Raw genomic sequence first — 14,767 nt, 5'->3', positions numbered from 1 at the left:
ATGATTATTTATTGCCTAGATCGTCCAAAACTCAACCATATTAATCTGTGGCAAATAGCCTTGGCGATCTTCGCGCTCTTCGCGGTTCCAAAACCAAGCGCCTGATCCCTAGCCCCTGACCTCTCACAACTACTCTTCAACCGTGGCTAAATCGGTTTTGAGCAAAGCATCGCCCAGTGGGTAGCGTAGCGAAACCAAGAAGCCGAGCACCACATTAATCACATTCAACACCAAAAAGAGGGTTGAAATGCCCAATGCCAAACTGGTCGCTTGTTCGCTGGTGAAGCTACCACCAGCCACGGGCAGCATCTGGCCAGTTTGGGCTAAGTTGGTCATAATCAAAATCATCACCACATCGCGAATGCCAATCCCAGCAATCGAAATCACGCTGACCAAGGAGATAATTGCAATCATGGCCATGTACGGGCCAATATCAATCTTGACCCCAGTCGCCAGAAACAGCAAATACAGCCGAATAAACGTCCAGCCCAAGGTCACGAATGAGAACAAAACCAAGGTCACAATGCGGCTGAGCGGCATATGCAGCACGCGGTCTTTGAGGCCAGCTTTGACCGCCAGTTGGCGTAATTTGGCAGGAACAACCACCGGCACAACGTTGGTCGTAAACCAACGTCGCAAGCCAGCACTGGCCAAAATCGCCACGCCAACCACCACACCCAAGAGCGAAGCCACAATCAACAGCTGCACATTGCCAGGCAAAAAGGTGCGATAAAAATACAAGCCCGAGCCAGCAATGATGCCCATAATCGCCACATCGAAGAAGCGATCAACCACAATTGAAAGCAAACTTGGCCCCAGCGGATGGCCTTCGCGGCGCAAATACCAGGCCTTGACCGCATCGCCGCCCTGTCCAGGCGTAACTGAGCCAACAAAAATCCCCAAGGTATAGAGCAATGAAGCAAACCATGGGCTAATTTCAATATTCCAGCCTTGCAAAATCAAGCGCCAGCGCCAGCCCTTGGAATAGAGAAACGGCAATACCAAAACCACCGAACCACCAAACAACCAAGGATCGGTGGTACGAATCACATTCCAAATGCTGGCAAGATCGTTGGTAGCCAGAAACCAAATCAAGATCGCTGGCCCCAAGGCTGTCAAAAGCCCATTGATAATTCGTTTTTTCATTGGCGAATCCGTTCAAAGCGCAGCGCTGCAATCGTTTCGGCCAATAAGCCAAAACAAAAGAAAAACATGGTTGCAATCAAGCAAAATAGCGCCGTCGGCGGCAGATGCAACCAATTATTATCGTTCAGCGCTCCCAACACATACGAAATAATACATAGCACAAAGAAAAAGCCACTGACTGGCATAAACACCCGAATTGGATTAAACAGGCTGATAATCCGCAGGATGATGATGGTAAATTTAAAGCCATTTTTCAGCAGCTTTTGCTTGGAGCGGCCACCTTGGCGGCGTTGCATAGCGATTGGCTCGAAGCGCACATGATAACCAGCCTTGGCAAAAGCCAAGGCGCTGGTAGTTGGCCACGAAAATTGGTTTGGCAAGAGGTGAATATAATCAAGCAAAATTGAACGCCGAAAAGCCCGAAAGCCCGAAGTCAAATCTTGCATTTCCATGCCTGTCAGATACGAGCCAAGCCCATTCAAGGCGCTATTGCCCAACCAACGTAGCCAATTTTCTTGGCCTGAGCGCGAACGAGCGCCAATCACCATATCGTAATCGCCAATATAGCTCAATAAGCGTTCGATGTCGGCAGGGTTGTGCTGACCATCGCCATCCATAATGATCACGATTTCGCCAGTCGCAGCCCGAACACCAGTTTTGACCCCAGCGCCGTTGCCAATGTTATAAGGACGGGTGATCACACGTGCGCCAGCAGCAGTGGCAATTTCCACGGTTGCATCGGCAGAATGATCATCAACCACGATAATTTCAAGTTCAGGGTAGCGTGTGTGAACTTCTTGCACCACCCCGCCAATTGTTGCGGCTTCATTAAAGGCTGGAATCACAATGCTCACCGTCCAAGGAAACGGTGATGACGTTGTGGTTAGAGCACTTACAAGCGTTGTGCGTTCCACAGTTGAACCTCCGGAGAGGCATTGTACCAGAAACTAGCCTAGCGCAAACGCATGGTTTGTGGCCATAATTGCAGCGCATTCGCCACAATCGCTTGGAGTTGGTTGGTGCTGGCTCCTAACCGTGCTTGCAACGACATGCCTTGCAGCACACAAATGAAAAATTGAGCAAGTTCATCAGGATTAGTAGTGGCTGGCAGCTCGCCTGTTTGCACTCCCAAATCGACCAATTCGTTAATTTTGCTCATGTGTTGCTGGCAGCGATCCACAATCGCTTGCTCAATTTCATGCGAATCGTAGGTGGTGGCAATGCTGGCCAAAACAAAACAGCCCGCTGGGTAAGCAGCATCGCTGAAGGCCTCAGCCGCCCGTTGTAGCAGTTGGGTCAGCATTGCCCGTGGTGAGCTTTGGTCGCTGGGCACGGCATAAACGTAGGCTCCGCGCGTCGCCAAATAATGGTCGATAGCTTCAAGAAAAAAGGCTTGCTTGCTGCCAAAGGCTGCATACAAACTCGGCGGATTAATTCCCAAGCAGGTGGTCAGATCAGCCATCGAGAGCGTTTCGTAGCCATGCTGCCAAAATTGGCGCATCGCACACTCCAAGGCAGTGGTTCGATCAAATTCGCGTGGTCGGCCACGTCGTTGATTATTGGCTAATGGAAGTTCTTGCCCAGACATCACAGTCCTCTTGCTTTCTTTGCTTAAACTTATTATACTATTCTGTAATAATTACTACATAATTCATTATACCCAACCTACTAGCAAGGAGCAAGCCGATGCCACGTTATCAAGCAGGCCAAACGATTAATCCCCGCAATTTGACAAGCATTGCCGATCAAGCGCTGAGCATTCCGCACCCGCAGCAATTGACCCATCTGCAATTTCGACGCTTTGCGGGCTGCCCAATGTGTAATCTGCATATTCGTTCATTTATTCAAGGCTACTCGGCCCTAGCTGAAGCTGGTATTCAAGAAGTTGCAGTATTTCACTCATCGAAAACTGCTATGCTCGCCAGCCATGCCGAGGCTCCATTTGCCCTGATTGCCGACCCCACCAAAAAACTCTATGCTGCTTTTGGAGTTGATAGCTCGATTTGGGCAGTATTGCACCCTAAATCATGGTTGCCAATGCTCAAAGGCTTATTCAAGCATGGAGTGGGCATGCCCGAAAAAGGCCAGAACCCGCTGGGCTTGCCTGCCGATTTCCTGATTGCGCCCGATGGCACAATTGTGGCCTGCAAATATGGGGTGCATGGCTACGATCAATGGTCGCTGAGCGAGGTCTTGCAACTAGCTCAGCAATATCAACAGCGCAGCGTAGGCTAGGCAAACAATTATTATAAAGTCAGTTTGGGGGTAATATCACCCCCTCATTCGATCAAATACGCAAACTCGCATTATCCGACTAGGCACAAAAATTTCACATCCGGATAATCACATAGCTTGCTAACACACCACATGTCTGCTAGTCTCGAATAGATTCTTCTGAGAGTGAGGGCAGAATCCCCCTTAAATAACGATCTTCTTGCGCTCAATCTCTGTTCACTAGGAGCCATACAATGCGTCGTCTTGCACTCATTGGATTCATGCTAAGCATGCTCACTGCATGTGGGAGGGTTTCCCAACCAACCTTACAACCAGCCAATCTTGACCAAGAATCCCAAACAAGTAGCTATCCTACGCCGTTATCCGCAACATCCGAGCCAATCCAAGATCTACCTGATTTAACGGCCATTCCAACAGTCACCAATACTGATCCTGCCCCATTGCAAGTCTATGTAGAAAAGTCATATCCCGTTGCATCAAACCATATTCCGACAGTACTCTCTGGGTGGTCTCCCAATAATCAATATCTGCTCTATGCTCAAGCAACATCGGTTGATACCAATGTTAATGCATTAGTTGGCAGACTATTGATTCTTGATATTCAGAAGTCAAATGTTTCAGTTATTACTTCAGATACGGTAAGCATTGCGGTTGCGGTCGATGGGCAAACATACAATGGCAACTTACCTCGATGGACAGAAGAATGTTGTACAATTGCAGCAACATTTATTGAACAACAACAACAATTTAAGTTGATTGATCAAACAGGACACCCTATCAAAACCCTAACAACTGCATCAAAAGGATTATTTCATTATGCCTATCAATCGATTCAGCAGATTGAACAAAATAAGATAATCTGGGATGGAAAGCCACAATCGGAGCAGTTAATCAGTAAAACTGGATGGATTACCTCAACTAACCTAACTAATGATGGCTTATATGCCCATACTCAATCAGAATTGCAATATATAGGTAAGTCTGATTCATGGGTTATTCAATCCAGAAATAGTTTCTTGAAAGAAAATTTAGATCACACTATTTTTCAAGTAACCCCATCAATAGACGGATCATGGATTGCAGTTGTTACTTCTGCTAATCAATCTTGGGATCGCGCCCTATGGATTATTGACCGTGAAACTCAAACTGCTAATTTGGTTGATGAAAACTATAAACTTGGAGAACCATCATGGTCTGCCGATAATAGATATTTGATTTACAGTATTGATGGATCAATGACTATTTATGACCAACAGACAAAGCAAAAGCACAAAATTGAAGGTAAATTTGAAATGTCTGCTGTATGGCATCCAAATGAATCAATGTTTGCCTTGATTAATCGAGAAAAATCAAGAATTGATATTTTTCGGGTTGAACAATAAGCCTAAAACAACCAACCGCCCTTGATCTTAACCAATCAAGGGCGGCTGAAGCAGAAATAATCGCTATTTGTTTAAGTAGGGTGAGCCAACTGCCAAATAGCTATAGCCGCGTTCGACCAACTCGTTGTAGTCGGGAATCATACGGCGGCCATCAATGATCAAATATGGTGCGGGCACGGTGCTTTCAATTGTGCTCGAAAGCCCACGGAACTCTTCCCAGTCGGTCGAGATAAACAGCATATCGCTGCCTTCGAGCGCTGCTTTAGCCGAAGGATGATAGCTGATGCGCTCGAACAAATGGTTTTGCTCAGGGTTGAAAAAGCGCTTGGCTTCTTCTTCGGCCATTGGGTCGTAGGCGCGAACTTCTTTGACCCCACGGCCAAGCAAGCTTTCGACAACCTTCAAGGCCGAGGCATCGCGCATATCGTTGGTGCGTTGTTTAAACGCCAAGCCCAGCAAAGCCACAACTTTATTGTTAAACTTCACGCCAGCTTCCGCTGCTGCCCGATCGATCAAATAGGTCTTTTGATATTCGTTAATTTCATAGACCGATTCGAGCAAATCGGTGCTTTGGTTGCGACTCTTGAGTTGATAAATCAACGATTGAATGTCTTTGCCAAAGCATGAGCCACCAGCGCCGTTCGACACGAACGAACCCCATTTGCTAATGCGGGTATCGGCGGTCACGCCACGCTTAAGGTCTTCCATGCGCACATTTGAGACAGATTCAGCCAAACGCCCGCCAACACCGTTCCAAAACGAAATGTAGGTCAGCAACAAGGTGTTGGCGACATATTTAATCGATTCAGCCGTTTCAGGGGTGGTTTCGATAAAGGCAATCCGCACATGATTGATAAATTGTGAGTAGATTCGGCGCAAAATCCGGAAATCTTCCTCGGTATCAGCCCCAACCACGACCCGATCAGGATGGCGTGATTTTTCAACGGCATTACCTTCGGGCAAGAATTCAGGGTTTGAGGCAATCCCCACGTTTGGCACATTATGGCTTTTGAGCACTTCCTCAAGTTGGCGGCCTGTGCCAACCGGAACCGTGCTTTTATTGATAATTACCACGCGGCGTTGATCAGCACGTTTGGCCAACAGCTTCGCCAAATGATTGACCGCATCGAAATAGTAGCTCAAGTTCGAGGAGCCATCGCGATTGGGTGGGGTTGGCAAACACAAGAAAAAGGCATCGACCCCTTCGATTACCGGCTCAAGATCATCAATGAAATGCAGAGAACGGTTGATATTTTCTTGGATAATGCTGGCCAAGCCTGGCTCATTGACATATTTTTCAATTTCTTCGCGCTTAGCGGTTTTGTAGGCCGCAATCCGCTTAGTATCGATATCATAGGCATAGACTTCATGACCATATTCTGAGCAGACCGCAGCGTGGGGCAATCCCACAAAGCCTGTTCCTGCAACGACGATCTTCATGCAAGCTCCTTCGGTAGGCCACTTCGACGGTGGAAGCAACCTCAACCATTAATAACAAACGGCACCGTCCCATGTTAACCAGCGAACAATGACCAACATCCTCGTTGATGGTAGAGCGCCCTCGCCGCACCTGACAACCACAGTGGGTTAGCAGCCTGAATTTATGCATCATAGCCAACATCAAGCATTTGTGCAACAGGACTATTCGACCATCCCCGCCTGACGCTGAAGGCGTAACGCCAAACGTTCACGCAGCTCGCTCAAACGGTGTTGATAGCTTGGCTCAGTGATTACATCAGTCCACATAATCAGGGCATCTTCGCCGTTATCGGTGTAGTAGCGCACCCGCGTGCCGCTTGGCTCGAAGCCATATTTCAAATAGAGCTTTTGCGCCGATTCATTCGAAATCCGCACTTCTAAGGTCAGGCGGGTTGCTCCCATATCAAGGCCTTGGTCGATCAAACCATTCAGCAGCAACTCGCCAAGGCCTTGGCTGCGCTGCGATGGAGCCACGGCAATTGTGGTGATATGGCCTTCATCGACCATCAACCACAAACCAGCATAACCCACCAAGGGAAAGGGGCTGACTGGCTGCGGCTTGGTAAACACCGATGGCAACAAGGTCTGGAGCAACGAGCGCCGTGGCACATACGGCATAATTGGCTCATCGGGCGGCAAGCTTGGGCTTGAACGAGCCACGATATAGCGGCTGGTCGCAGGCGAGCTTAACTCACGGCGATAGGTATTGGCCGACCATGGCGCTGAAAAACTTTGGCGCTCTATTTCTTGGACACGCGGAATATCATCCTCGTGCATAGCCTTTAGGAAGTAGTACATTGCAGCCTTCTATGCTGATGAATGCTTATTTGATCGGTTTAACTGATGCTGGGTCGAGAATCAATTGTGAGCCATGGCGGCCTTCCAAGCCAAATTGTCCGCCCGTTTGGAACGTGCCAGTTACCTCAACCAAGCCCCAAACAAAGCCATTGCCTGGTCCGACGTTGAGTTGGCTCGAAAGATCAGGCGGAAAGCCTTCCATCGAAATTGGCGTGCCCATCGGCTGCGGATTAACCCCACTGGCCACGTCATCGCCAAGTGGCTTTTCGCTTTGCACCCCAGTTGTCAACAAACCAGAACTGGCTTGAGTCCAGTAATACATGCCACGAGTGGTCACAGTTTGGCCGTTGTAAGCCGAAGGATTTTTCTCTAGCTCGTAGATTGAAACCTGGTTGGGCTGAGCTTCGGTTGGCGCTGGATACTCAACGCGCTCAACGCGCTCAATCGCTTCGGCAGATTGCACCACCAAACGGCTGGTAAAACTGCCATCTGGGCCAAACGCGCCAGTTTCAAATTTGCCTTTGACCCGCACCGCGCCATAAACACTATCGATTGGGCGATGCAAATTGGCGCTCGCCTCAGCCGGAAACTCATCAAGCCACACTAGGCTATCAACGGGCTGAGCATCGGTACCATCGTTGCGGGTTGACACCGCCTTGGCCAATACCGACAACCCAGGATTACCCGGCTTCCAAAGGTAAACGCCTTCGACCGTAATTTCTTGACCGTTATAATTTGCAGGATTGCTGGTAATATCGTAGATTGTCAGGCTGCTGCCGCAACCAGTCAGAAATACTAAGAGCAATAGACAACAACTTCGCCAGATGCCAGAGCGCATCGCAACCTCCAACTATGATCATGGTTCGGCGTGCGATTATAGCAGATCGTCTGGCTCGTTGCCATAATCTAAGCAAAATTAGATCATTATGCTACAATAGAACCATGGCCTTTCTAGCCTTTTCATGATTTACTGTCCCCTCACTCCCGTAGTGGGGTATTGCATACGCTGGGTACTCAACAGGAGAGTGGTTGCGATGTGTACCCTTCACCTTTCAGCATGCGCTCAAATATTGCCTGTTCGGAGGTATCCAGCAAGGATTATCTGTGTTTTTCACTATGACTACACCACATACAATTGCAATTGATGGCCCGGCAGCGTCGGGAAAAAGTACGCTCGGCAAGTTGTTAGCAGATCATTTTGGCTATATCTATTTTGATACGGGGGTGCTCTATCGCGCCTTGACCTATGTAGCCCTCGAACAAGCCGTTGATCTCGCTGATGCCGCCGCTCTCGCCAAACTCGCCCAAACCAGCAACTTTGAAGTGCTTCCGCCAACTATCGCCGATGGCCGCCAATACACGGTGTTAGCCAATGGCGAAGATATTACTTGGCCGTTACGCGCCGCCAATGTTGAACGCAATGTTTCACAAGTCGCCGCTCAACCAGCAGTCCGCGAGGCACTGCGCGATATTCAACGCCACATTGGTAAATCGGGCAATGTCGTGATGGCTGGCCGCGATATTGGGGCGGTCATTATGCCCGATGCCCAGTTGAAAATTTATCTTGATGCTTCGGTTGAGGAGCGTGCCCAACGCCGCGCCCAAGAACTCAACGCCCGTGGCCGCTCGATCAGCTATCGCGAAGTGCTTGACGACTTGAATCGCCGCGATGCCAAAGATGCCGCCAACACCTTCTTGGCCGACGATGCGATCACCATCACCACTGATGGCCGCTCGCCAGAAGAGGTGTTTCAGGCAATCTTGAGCGTAATCGGGGTCGAAGCCCAAGCATAATTTCGGCAAAACAACGGCGTGGAGGTTGCTCCACGTCGTTTTTGTTTAAGCATTGTTACATTTGCTGAGCGCAGTCACAGCTTTTGACGCTTGACGATTGGCTTACAAACAAAATACTATAGCAATAGCAACGCTGATGTGGGAGGGTAATCAATGAGCCGCTTCTATCGTTTTTATCACTATCTCGCCAAAGTGCTCTTTTTTATCTTCACTCGCCGCGTGATCGTCCGAGGCAGCCAACATAGTCCCAAACATGGCGCGGCAATTTTGATTTCTAACCACATTAGCTACTCCGATCCAGCCACGATCATCGGTTATGTCAAACGCCATGTCTATTTTATGACCAAAGCTGAAATGTTCGATGGTGGTTTTATGGATTGGGTGATTACGCGAGCAGGAGCGTTTCCGGTTCGGCGTGGCGAAGCCGATCGCACGGCGTTTCGGCGGGCGCTGCAATTGCTCAGCCAAGGCCAATGTATCGGCCTCTATCCTGAGGGCACACGCTCGACCACTCGAACATTGCAACAAGCGCGGGCTGGCGTAGTGCTGCTGGCCAAGCAAAGCGGCGCACCGATTATTCCAATTGCAATTACCGGCATGGAGCGGGTATTTTTGGGTAAATTTCCCTGGTTTGGTCGGCCAACGGTTACGATTACGATTGGCAAGCCCCAAACCTTGGAGCAACTGGCCCAAAACAACTTGCCAATCGCCCACCAACACGATTATTTGGCTGAGCAAATTATGGCCCAAGTTGCAGCTCTATTACCGCAAGCCTATGGCGGCACGAATGTTAGCCAACTCAGCTATGAATAGGATGGGATGTTATGCCAACCAACGTGCCTCAACTCAGTTTTAATATCAATCTCCAAGCTGATGAACGGGTCAAGTTGATCGCCTATCGCCATTGGCTGATTTTGGCCCGCAATCTTTCAATTTGGTTTACTTTTTGGTTTATTTGTACCGTGATTTTCTTATGGCGGGTCTCGGTGGTTGGCGTTGATACCCTGAACACTGTGCTGTTTGGTGCTGGCACGATCTTTTTCGGAGCCATGATTTATAGCTATTTCGATTGGCGCAACGATGCCTTGGTCGTCACCAATCAGCGGGTTATTTCTTATAATTCACGTTTTTTGATCAGCGTCCAGCGCAATGAGCTGTATGTGCGCGAAATTGAAGACGTAAAAACCGTCACTGAATCAGTGGTTTCGCGTTATTTCGATTATGGCGAAATTGAAGTCCAAACTGCCAGCCGTTTGCGCAACATTGCCTTCGTCGGGATCGTCAATCCTACGTTGGTACGCGACACAATTCTCGAATTTGTTGCGCCGCTCAAAGAAGTCGAGCATGTTGAGCATATTCAGCAAATCGTCAGAGCCAAAGTGCTCAAACAAGGCACAATGCCAAGCTTGCCACCGCTGAGCGATTTTATTCCACCAGAACAAACTGGCCGTACACTTTTGGGCATTATTCCGCCAAGCCCCGAGGTGCGCGGCAATTCGATTATTTGGCGCAAACATTGGCTCTTTCTTTTTGTCGAGGCTGCTAACCCAATTTTGCTCTTTCTAATCATCAATTTATCGTGGTCGCTGCTGCTCGGCTACGATTTTATTCGGTCTGGTGGGTCGTTAGTCTTTTTGGCGATACTCGATATCTTTTGTATCGGCTGGCTGATTTACGAGGTGATCGATTGGCGCAACGATGAATATATTGTTACGCCAATCAACATTATTGATATTGAGCGCAAGCCCTTGGGCCGTGAAACCAAACGTGAAACAACCTGGGATAAAATTCAGAATGTTTCGCTGAATCAAGAAAATTTATGGGCACGCATTTTGAAGTATGGCGATGTCGAGCTATTTACCGCTGGGCAAAACGAGAATTTTACCTTTCGTGGCGTAGCTGCACCCGATAGCGTGCTGGCGGTGATTTCCGATTATCGCGACCAATTCGAGCAGCGGGCGCGTGACCGCGAATTTGATAGCACCTTAATGCTTTTACAGCATTATCATCAACTACAACGCGATGAACTACAAGTGCTGTTTGATGATCATCGCAGCCATATCGAAGCCAAATTGCCGCCAACCGAGCGGTTGGAAACCGGAACCTAAGCTTCATTTGGGAGTCAGAATCTGTTGTGCGAAGGAGTTTTCATGGCGCAGTCAGCCCAGTGGCGTGGGTGGTTTTGGCTTGGGTTAGCCCTTGTCTATCTACTTTGGCCCAGCCCAAGTTATGCCCAAAATGCCGATTCCATCACTATCACCATCGATCAAGTTGGCTTTGATGCCCAAGGTCATGTGCTAAATGGTGGCTGGTATCCAATTATTACAACTATCGAAAATAGCGGAGCCGACCTTCAAGCCCAAGTTGTGGTGACAACAGGCTTTGGGCAAGCCGATTTGCTGCAAAATGTCGATTTGCCTGGTGGTTCGCGCAAACAAGTACGCTTGTTAATGCGAGCCAATCTCAATCAAACAGTTGTCGAAATCAAAGTTATTGATGCGCAAGGCAAGCAACTAGCTCGCAACCGCAGCAATGTGCGGGTGCACGATAGTCAAGAGGTGTTGGTAGGCGTATTTGGCGGGCCAGCCTCAAGTTTAGCTGGAGCATCAGTTCCAGGCCGCCCAACCACGGTTATGCCGCTTGATCCAGCGCAACTGCCAAGCACCGATGGCGAATTGTTTAACTTTGGGGCAATTGTGCTGCAAGATGTTCAGCCGACTGCTGAGCAAGCCGCCGCCTTAGAACGTTGGGTGGCAACTGGTGGCACATTAATCGTTAGTGGTGGACCAAATAGCGCCGAACTGCCTAAAGAATTAGCAGCACTCTTGCCTGCCAGTCTTAGTCGCAGCAATAGTTCGGCGGTATTGACAACCCTCAATAGTCGCAATACTCCAGCTTTTGCCCAAATCAATTTGCGGGTTAACCAACTTCAACCAACCGCCGATGCTAGCATTTTCGGCATTGGGGCCAATAATGAAGCCTTGGTAGCCAGTCGCAAGCTTGGCATGGGCCAAATCCTCGTTAGCGCTTTCAATCCTAGCGACTTACCCGCCGAAGTTAATGATCGATTAGTTTGGCCTGTGCTCTTGCAACCCCAACTCTATCGCGATTGGAATGTAACGCTCTCGCCATGGTCAATCCAGATCCGTGGGGTTGATCAAAATTTGCCTTCAGTTTTAGGCTTGATGGGAATTTTATTTGGCTACATATTGCTGATTGGCCCGATCAATTACTTTATTTTGCGGCGCTTGGATCGGCGGGAATGGGCTTGGTTTAGCATTCCGTTGGTTGTGCTTGGATTCGTGGGCATTATGTATTTGGCTGGCGGCGATCTACGCACTGGCAATATCAATGTCACCACGATTAACATTATTGATAGCCAACTGGGCGCTGATCAAGGTCGGCTCAGTGTTAATTATGGCTTCAATGCAGGCCGACGCGGCGCATGGAATGGCAGTATTGATGCCAATTTAATTGCTGGCAACCAACCAACTCAAGGCTTTGGAGATGAGGGTTCGGGCACAATCGAGCAAACCAACGATGGCAAAACCCGCTTGCCCAATTGGCAAAGCAACATCGGCCAAATGCAAACCCTCGCCGCAATTGGTCCAGCCGCAGTTCCCTACAATTTTGAGGTTCAGGTAGCCAAAGCCAATTCGTGGGATGGCGCAACCATTACCAATCGCAGCGAACGCAAGGTTGAATATGCAATTCTGTTCAATGGCGAAGAAAGTATTATTTTGCCAGCACTCGAACCTAGGGCTTCGATTACGATTGATAACAGCCTTGATCGTGTCATGCAAAGCAGCCCCTATCTCAACAACAACGACCAATTAACCCAAGCCCTACAATTGCTCTGGAATGCAGGCAACGAGCGCACCAACTACAATGGACTGCCCAAAAATTCGCTGTATACTGAGCCGCATATCACAGTGCTTGATACCGAGGTGCTCAACGAAATTATGGTCGATGGGGTCGCCGCTCCGCAAAAGAGTAGCAATATCTACAATTTGTATCTTGATTTGGAGCAACGCTGATGGAATTGATCGTTGAAACTCACAATTTAACCCAGCGTTTTGGCACACACCTAGCGCTCAATCAGGTCAACCTGAGCATTCCCAAAGGCGCGGTCTATGGTTTTATTGGGCCAAATGGTGCTGGTAAAACCACCACCATGCGAATTTTGACCACCTTGCTCCAACCAACCGCTGGCGAAGCCTTTGTCAATGGCATTTCAGTGCGTAAAGATCCCGATGCGGTGCGCAAAATGATTGGTTTTATGCCCGATTATTTTGGGGTTTACGAAAGCATGCGGGTCTGGGAATATCTCGATTTCTTTGCCCACATCTATGGCATCAAACAACCTCGCCGCACGAGTTTGATTCAAGAATTATTGCAATTGGTCGATCTGACCGAAAAACACGATAGTTATGTGATGAATCTCAGCCGTGGGATGAAACAGCGCCTCAGTTTGGCTCGCACCATGGCCCACGATCCCAGTTTGTTAATTCTCGATGAACCAGCCAGCGGGCTTGACCCACGCGCCCGGATCGAGCTACGCGAGTTGCTGCGCGAATTAAGCCGTATGGGCAAAACGATTATGGTCAGCTCACACATTTTGTCGGAGCTAGCCGAAATGTGTAGCCATATTGGCATTATTGAGCGTGGCACACTGCTGGCAAGCGGCCCAGTCGAACAAATTATGCAGGATTTACGCCCACATAAATTGATTGAAGTCCAAGTGCTTGAACGGGCAATGCCAGCTTTGCAAATGCTCAAACAACTGTCAACGATCAACGATGTGCATTTAGCCAATGAGCTAGCCGATGATCAAGCAGGCGGCAAATTGGCGATCAACTTCAGCGGGACAGCTGAAGAGAGCAGCGCAATTTTGAGCAACCTCGTCAGCCAAGGCTTTCGGGTCAATCACTTTGCCGAACGCCAATCCGACCTTGAAGAAGTCTTTTTGCATGTGACACAGGGAGTGGTGGCATGAAGGCAATTTTGCAAAAGGAATTTCGCTCGTATTTGCGCGGCAACCGGGCGTTTACCATGCTCAGCATCTACTTATTCATTCTTAGTGGCTTGTGTGTGCTGATTTACGCTGGTCAAAGCGAAAGTAGTTTTGTTGATCGCAGCGAGATTGGCTTAAGTTTATATAGCACCGCTGCCGCCGTAGCCTTGTTTCAACTGACCTTTTTTGCGCCATCGCTCAATGCCTCATCGCTGGGCAGCGAACGCGATCGCCAAACCATCGATGTGTTAATGGTTACACCTGTACGGCGCTACCAAATCATCTTGGGCAAACTGATTGCGCCGTGTTTATTCCTCTTTTTGCTTAGTTTAGCCAGCTTGCCAATTGGCGCATTGGCCTTGCTGATTGGGGGAATCGAAGCCCGCGACCTATGGATTGCCTTAGCAATTCAATTGGTCACGGTTTTGGGCTATGGTAGCGTCGGGATTTGGGGCGCTTCGTGGGCCAAAACCAGCCGTGGGGCAATGATGGCAACCCTTGGTTTAGCCCTAATCTTGGCAATTGGGCTGCCATTACTGGCGATCCTGGTTCTCGCAGTGCTCTCGAATGATCAAGCATTGTTTGAGTCAATTGTCGAGAATGGCTTTATTCGCAATCTTGGGGTTGTGATTTTGTCGTTTAGCCCTTTCTTTAGCCTAATTATGTGGATTCAGAGTGTTACTGAAGGTCAGGCAACTACTTGGACTTTAGATCTCCAAGGCCAACTTGGCGGTGGCACAATTTTACAACCATGGGTTATTTCCGTCTTGATTTGGCTGGTGCTCATTCCCTTCTTAATTTGGCGTAGCTCCAAGCAATTGCAAAAATCGGTTGCGCATTCGAGCGGCGGCTAACAATCGTTGAGCAGCGGTATGCCCTATTGCCCATGCCGCTGCTTTCGCGGTACAATTCAGCCACA

General features: G+C 48.9%; 14 protein-coding genes. 8 read left to right on the top strand and 6 right to left on the bottom strand.

Annotated features, from left to right (window positions below):
• Positions 1 to 129: 129 nt before the first annotated feature.
• Genes ABEB26_RS07880 through ABEB26_RS07870 form a run of 3 tightly spaced genes read right to left on the bottom strand, consistent with a single transcriptional unit; the run spans position 130 to position 2,734 of the window.
• Entirely contained in the window at positions 130 to 1,146 is a 1,017-nt protein-coding gene (locus tag ABEB26_RS07880; RefSeq protein ID WP_345721422.1) for a lysylphosphatidylglycerol synthase transmembrane domain-containing protein, read from the bottom strand.
• A complete protein-coding gene (locus ABEB26_RS07875) occupies positions 1,143 to 2,060 on the bottom strand; it encodes a glycosyltransferase family 2 protein (protein WP_345721421.1) in 918 nt (305 codons plus the stop codon). The genes ABEB26_RS07880 and ABEB26_RS07875 overlap by 4 nt, the downstream gene beginning before the upstream one ends.
• A gap of 38 nt (positions 2,061 to 2,098) precedes the next feature.
• Entirely contained in the window at positions 2,099 to 2,734 is a 636-nt protein-coding gene (locus tag ABEB26_RS07870; protein ID WP_345721420.1) for a TetR/AcrR family transcriptional regulator, read from the bottom strand.
• A gap of 98 nt (positions 2,735 to 2,832) precedes the next feature.
• Here ABEB26_RS07870 and ABEB26_RS07865 point away from each other — a divergent pair, with 98 nt between their 5' ends.
• Positions 2,833 to 3,381, top strand: coding sequence for a peroxiredoxin-like family protein (locus tag ABEB26_RS07865; protein ID WP_345721419.1), 549 nt, complete (start codon positions 2,833 to 2,835; stop codon positions 3,379 to 3,381).
• Positions 3,382 to 3,614: 233 nt separating this feature from the next.
• Entirely contained in the window at positions 3,615 to 4,763 is a 1,149-nt protein-coding gene (locus ABEB26_RS07860) for a hypothetical protein (protein WP_345721418.1), read from the top strand.
• A 63-nt stretch (positions 4,764 to 4,826) separates the two neighbouring features.
• On the opposite strand, the gene ABEB26_RS07855 is transcribed toward ABEB26_RS07860, so the two are convergent.
• From ABEB26_RS07855 to ABEB26_RS07845, 3 genes are all read right to left on the bottom strand, one after another.
• Complete coding sequence (locus ABEB26_RS07855) at positions 4,827 to 6,203, bottom strand: UDP-glucose dehydrogenase family protein (protein WP_345721417.1); 1,377 nt, start codon at positions 6,201 to 6,203, stop codon at positions 4,827 to 4,829.
• Positions 6,204 to 6,404: 201 nt separating this feature from the next.
• Positions 6,405 to 7,040: a ribosomal protein S18-alanine N-acetyltransferase gene (gene rimI / locus ABEB26_RS07850; RefSeq protein WP_345721416.1), complete on the bottom strand. Its 636-nt coding sequence runs from the start codon at positions 7,038 to 7,040 to the stop codon at positions 6,405 to 6,407.
• A 25-nt stretch (positions 7,041 to 7,065) separates the two neighbouring features.
• On the bottom strand, positions 7,066 to 7,878 hold the full coding sequence (locus ABEB26_RS07845) for a hypothetical protein (RefSeq protein ID WP_345721415.1): 813 nt from the start codon (positions 7,876 to 7,878) through the stop codon (positions 7,066 to 7,068).
• A 266-nt stretch (positions 7,879 to 8,144) separates the two neighbouring features.
• On the opposite strand from ABEB26_RS07845, the gene cmk reads away from it, so the two are divergent.
• The 6 genes from cmk to ABEB26_RS07815 all read left to right on the top strand — a co-directional run bounded on the left by cmk (position 8,145) and on the right by ABEB26_RS07815 (position 14,702).
• Positions 8,145 to 8,834: a (d)CMP kinase gene (gene cmk, locus ABEB26_RS07840; RefSeq protein WP_345721414.1), complete on the top strand. Its 690-nt coding sequence runs from the start codon at positions 8,145 to 8,147 to the stop codon at positions 8,832 to 8,834.
• 153 nt (positions 8,835 to 8,987) lie between these two features.
• Entirely contained in the window at positions 8,988 to 9,647 is a 660-nt protein-coding gene (locus tag ABEB26_RS07835) for a lysophospholipid acyltransferase family protein (RefSeq protein ID WP_345721413.1), read from the top strand.
• Between the two features lie 11 nt (positions 9,648 to 9,658).
• Positions 9,659 to 10,942 (top strand): PH domain-containing protein, encoded by a 1,284-nt coding sequence (locus tag ABEB26_RS07830; RefSeq protein WP_345721412.1) that lies wholly within the window; start codon positions 9,659 to 9,661, stop codon positions 10,940 to 10,942.
• Between the two features lie 42 nt (positions 10,943 to 10,984).
• Entirely contained in the window at positions 10,985 to 12,871 is a 1,887-nt protein-coding gene (locus ABEB26_RS07825) for a hypothetical protein (RefSeq protein ID WP_345721411.1), read from the top strand.
• Positions 12,871 to 13,830, top strand: coding sequence for an ABC transporter ATP-binding protein (locus ABEB26_RS07820; RefSeq protein WP_345721410.1), 960 nt, complete (start codon positions 12,871 to 12,873; stop codon positions 13,828 to 13,830). The genes ABEB26_RS07825 and ABEB26_RS07820 overlap by 1 nt, the downstream gene beginning before the upstream one ends.
• Positions 13,827 to 14,702, top strand: a complete 876-nt coding sequence (locus ABEB26_RS07815) for an ABC transporter permease (RefSeq protein WP_345721409.1) — start codon at positions 13,827 to 13,829, stop codon at positions 14,700 to 14,702. The genes ABEB26_RS07820 and ABEB26_RS07815 overlap by 4 nt, the downstream gene beginning before the upstream one ends.
• Positions 14,703 to 14,767 lie beyond the last annotated feature (65 nt).

The organism is Herpetosiphon gulosus (genome assembly GCF_039545135.1).
GTDB classification, from domain to species: Bacteria; Chloroflexota; Chloroflexia; order Chloroflexales; family Herpetosiphonaceae; genus Herpetosiphon; species Herpetosiphon gulosus.
The sequence above is the reverse complement of the archived record's forward strand: the minus strand, read 5'-3'. Positions and strand labels throughout refer to the sequence as shown.

Excerpts from the sequence above, each read along its gene's own strand:
- ABEB26_RS07870 (WP_345721420.1), bottom strand. The coding sequence starts at position 2,734 with ATGTCTGGGCAAGAACTTCCATTAGCCAATAATCAACGACGTGGCCGA.
- rimI (WP_345721416.1), bottom strand. The coding sequence starts at position 7,040 with ATGTACTACTTCCTAAAGGCTATGCACGAGGATGATATTCCGCGTGTC.
- ABEB26_RS07815 (WP_345721409.1), top strand. The coding sequence starts at position 13,827 with ATGAAGGCAATTTTGCAAAAGGAATTTCGCTCGTATTTGCGCGGCAAC.
- ABEB26_RS07830 (WP_345721412.1), top strand. The coding sequence starts at position 9,659 with ATGCCAACCAACGTGCCTCAACTCAGTTTTAATATCAATCTCCAAGCT.
- ABEB26_RS07825 (WP_345721411.1), top strand. The coding sequence starts at position 10,985 with ATGGCGCAGTCAGCCCAGTGGCGTGGGTGGTTTTGGCTTGGGTTAGCC.
- ABEB26_RS07845 (WP_345721415.1), bottom strand. The coding sequence starts at position 7,878 with ATGCGCTCTGGCATCTGGCGAAGTTGTTGTCTATTGCTCTTAGTATTT.
- ABEB26_RS07855 (WP_345721417.1), bottom strand. The coding sequence starts at position 6,203 with ATGAAGATCGTCGTTGCAGGAACAGGCTTTGTGGGATTGCCCCACGCT.
- ABEB26_RS07880 (WP_345721422.1), bottom strand. The coding sequence starts at position 1,146 with ATGAAAAAACGAATTATCAATGGGCTTTTGACAGCCTTGGGGCCAGCG.
- ABEB26_RS07865 (WP_345721419.1), top strand. The coding sequence starts at position 2,833 with ATGCCACGTTATCAAGCAGGCCAAACGATTAATCCCCGCAATTTGACA.
- ABEB26_RS07820 (WP_345721410.1), top strand. The coding sequence starts at position 12,871 with ATGGAATTGATCGTTGAAACTCACAATTTAACCCAGCGTTTTGGCACA.
- ABEB26_RS07835 (WP_345721413.1), top strand. The coding sequence starts at position 8,988 with ATGAGCCGCTTCTATCGTTTTTATCACTATCTCGCCAAAGTGCTCTTT.
- ABEB26_RS07860 (WP_345721418.1), top strand. The coding sequence starts at position 3,615 with ATGCGTCGTCTTGCACTCATTGGATTCATGCTAAGCATGCTCACTGCA.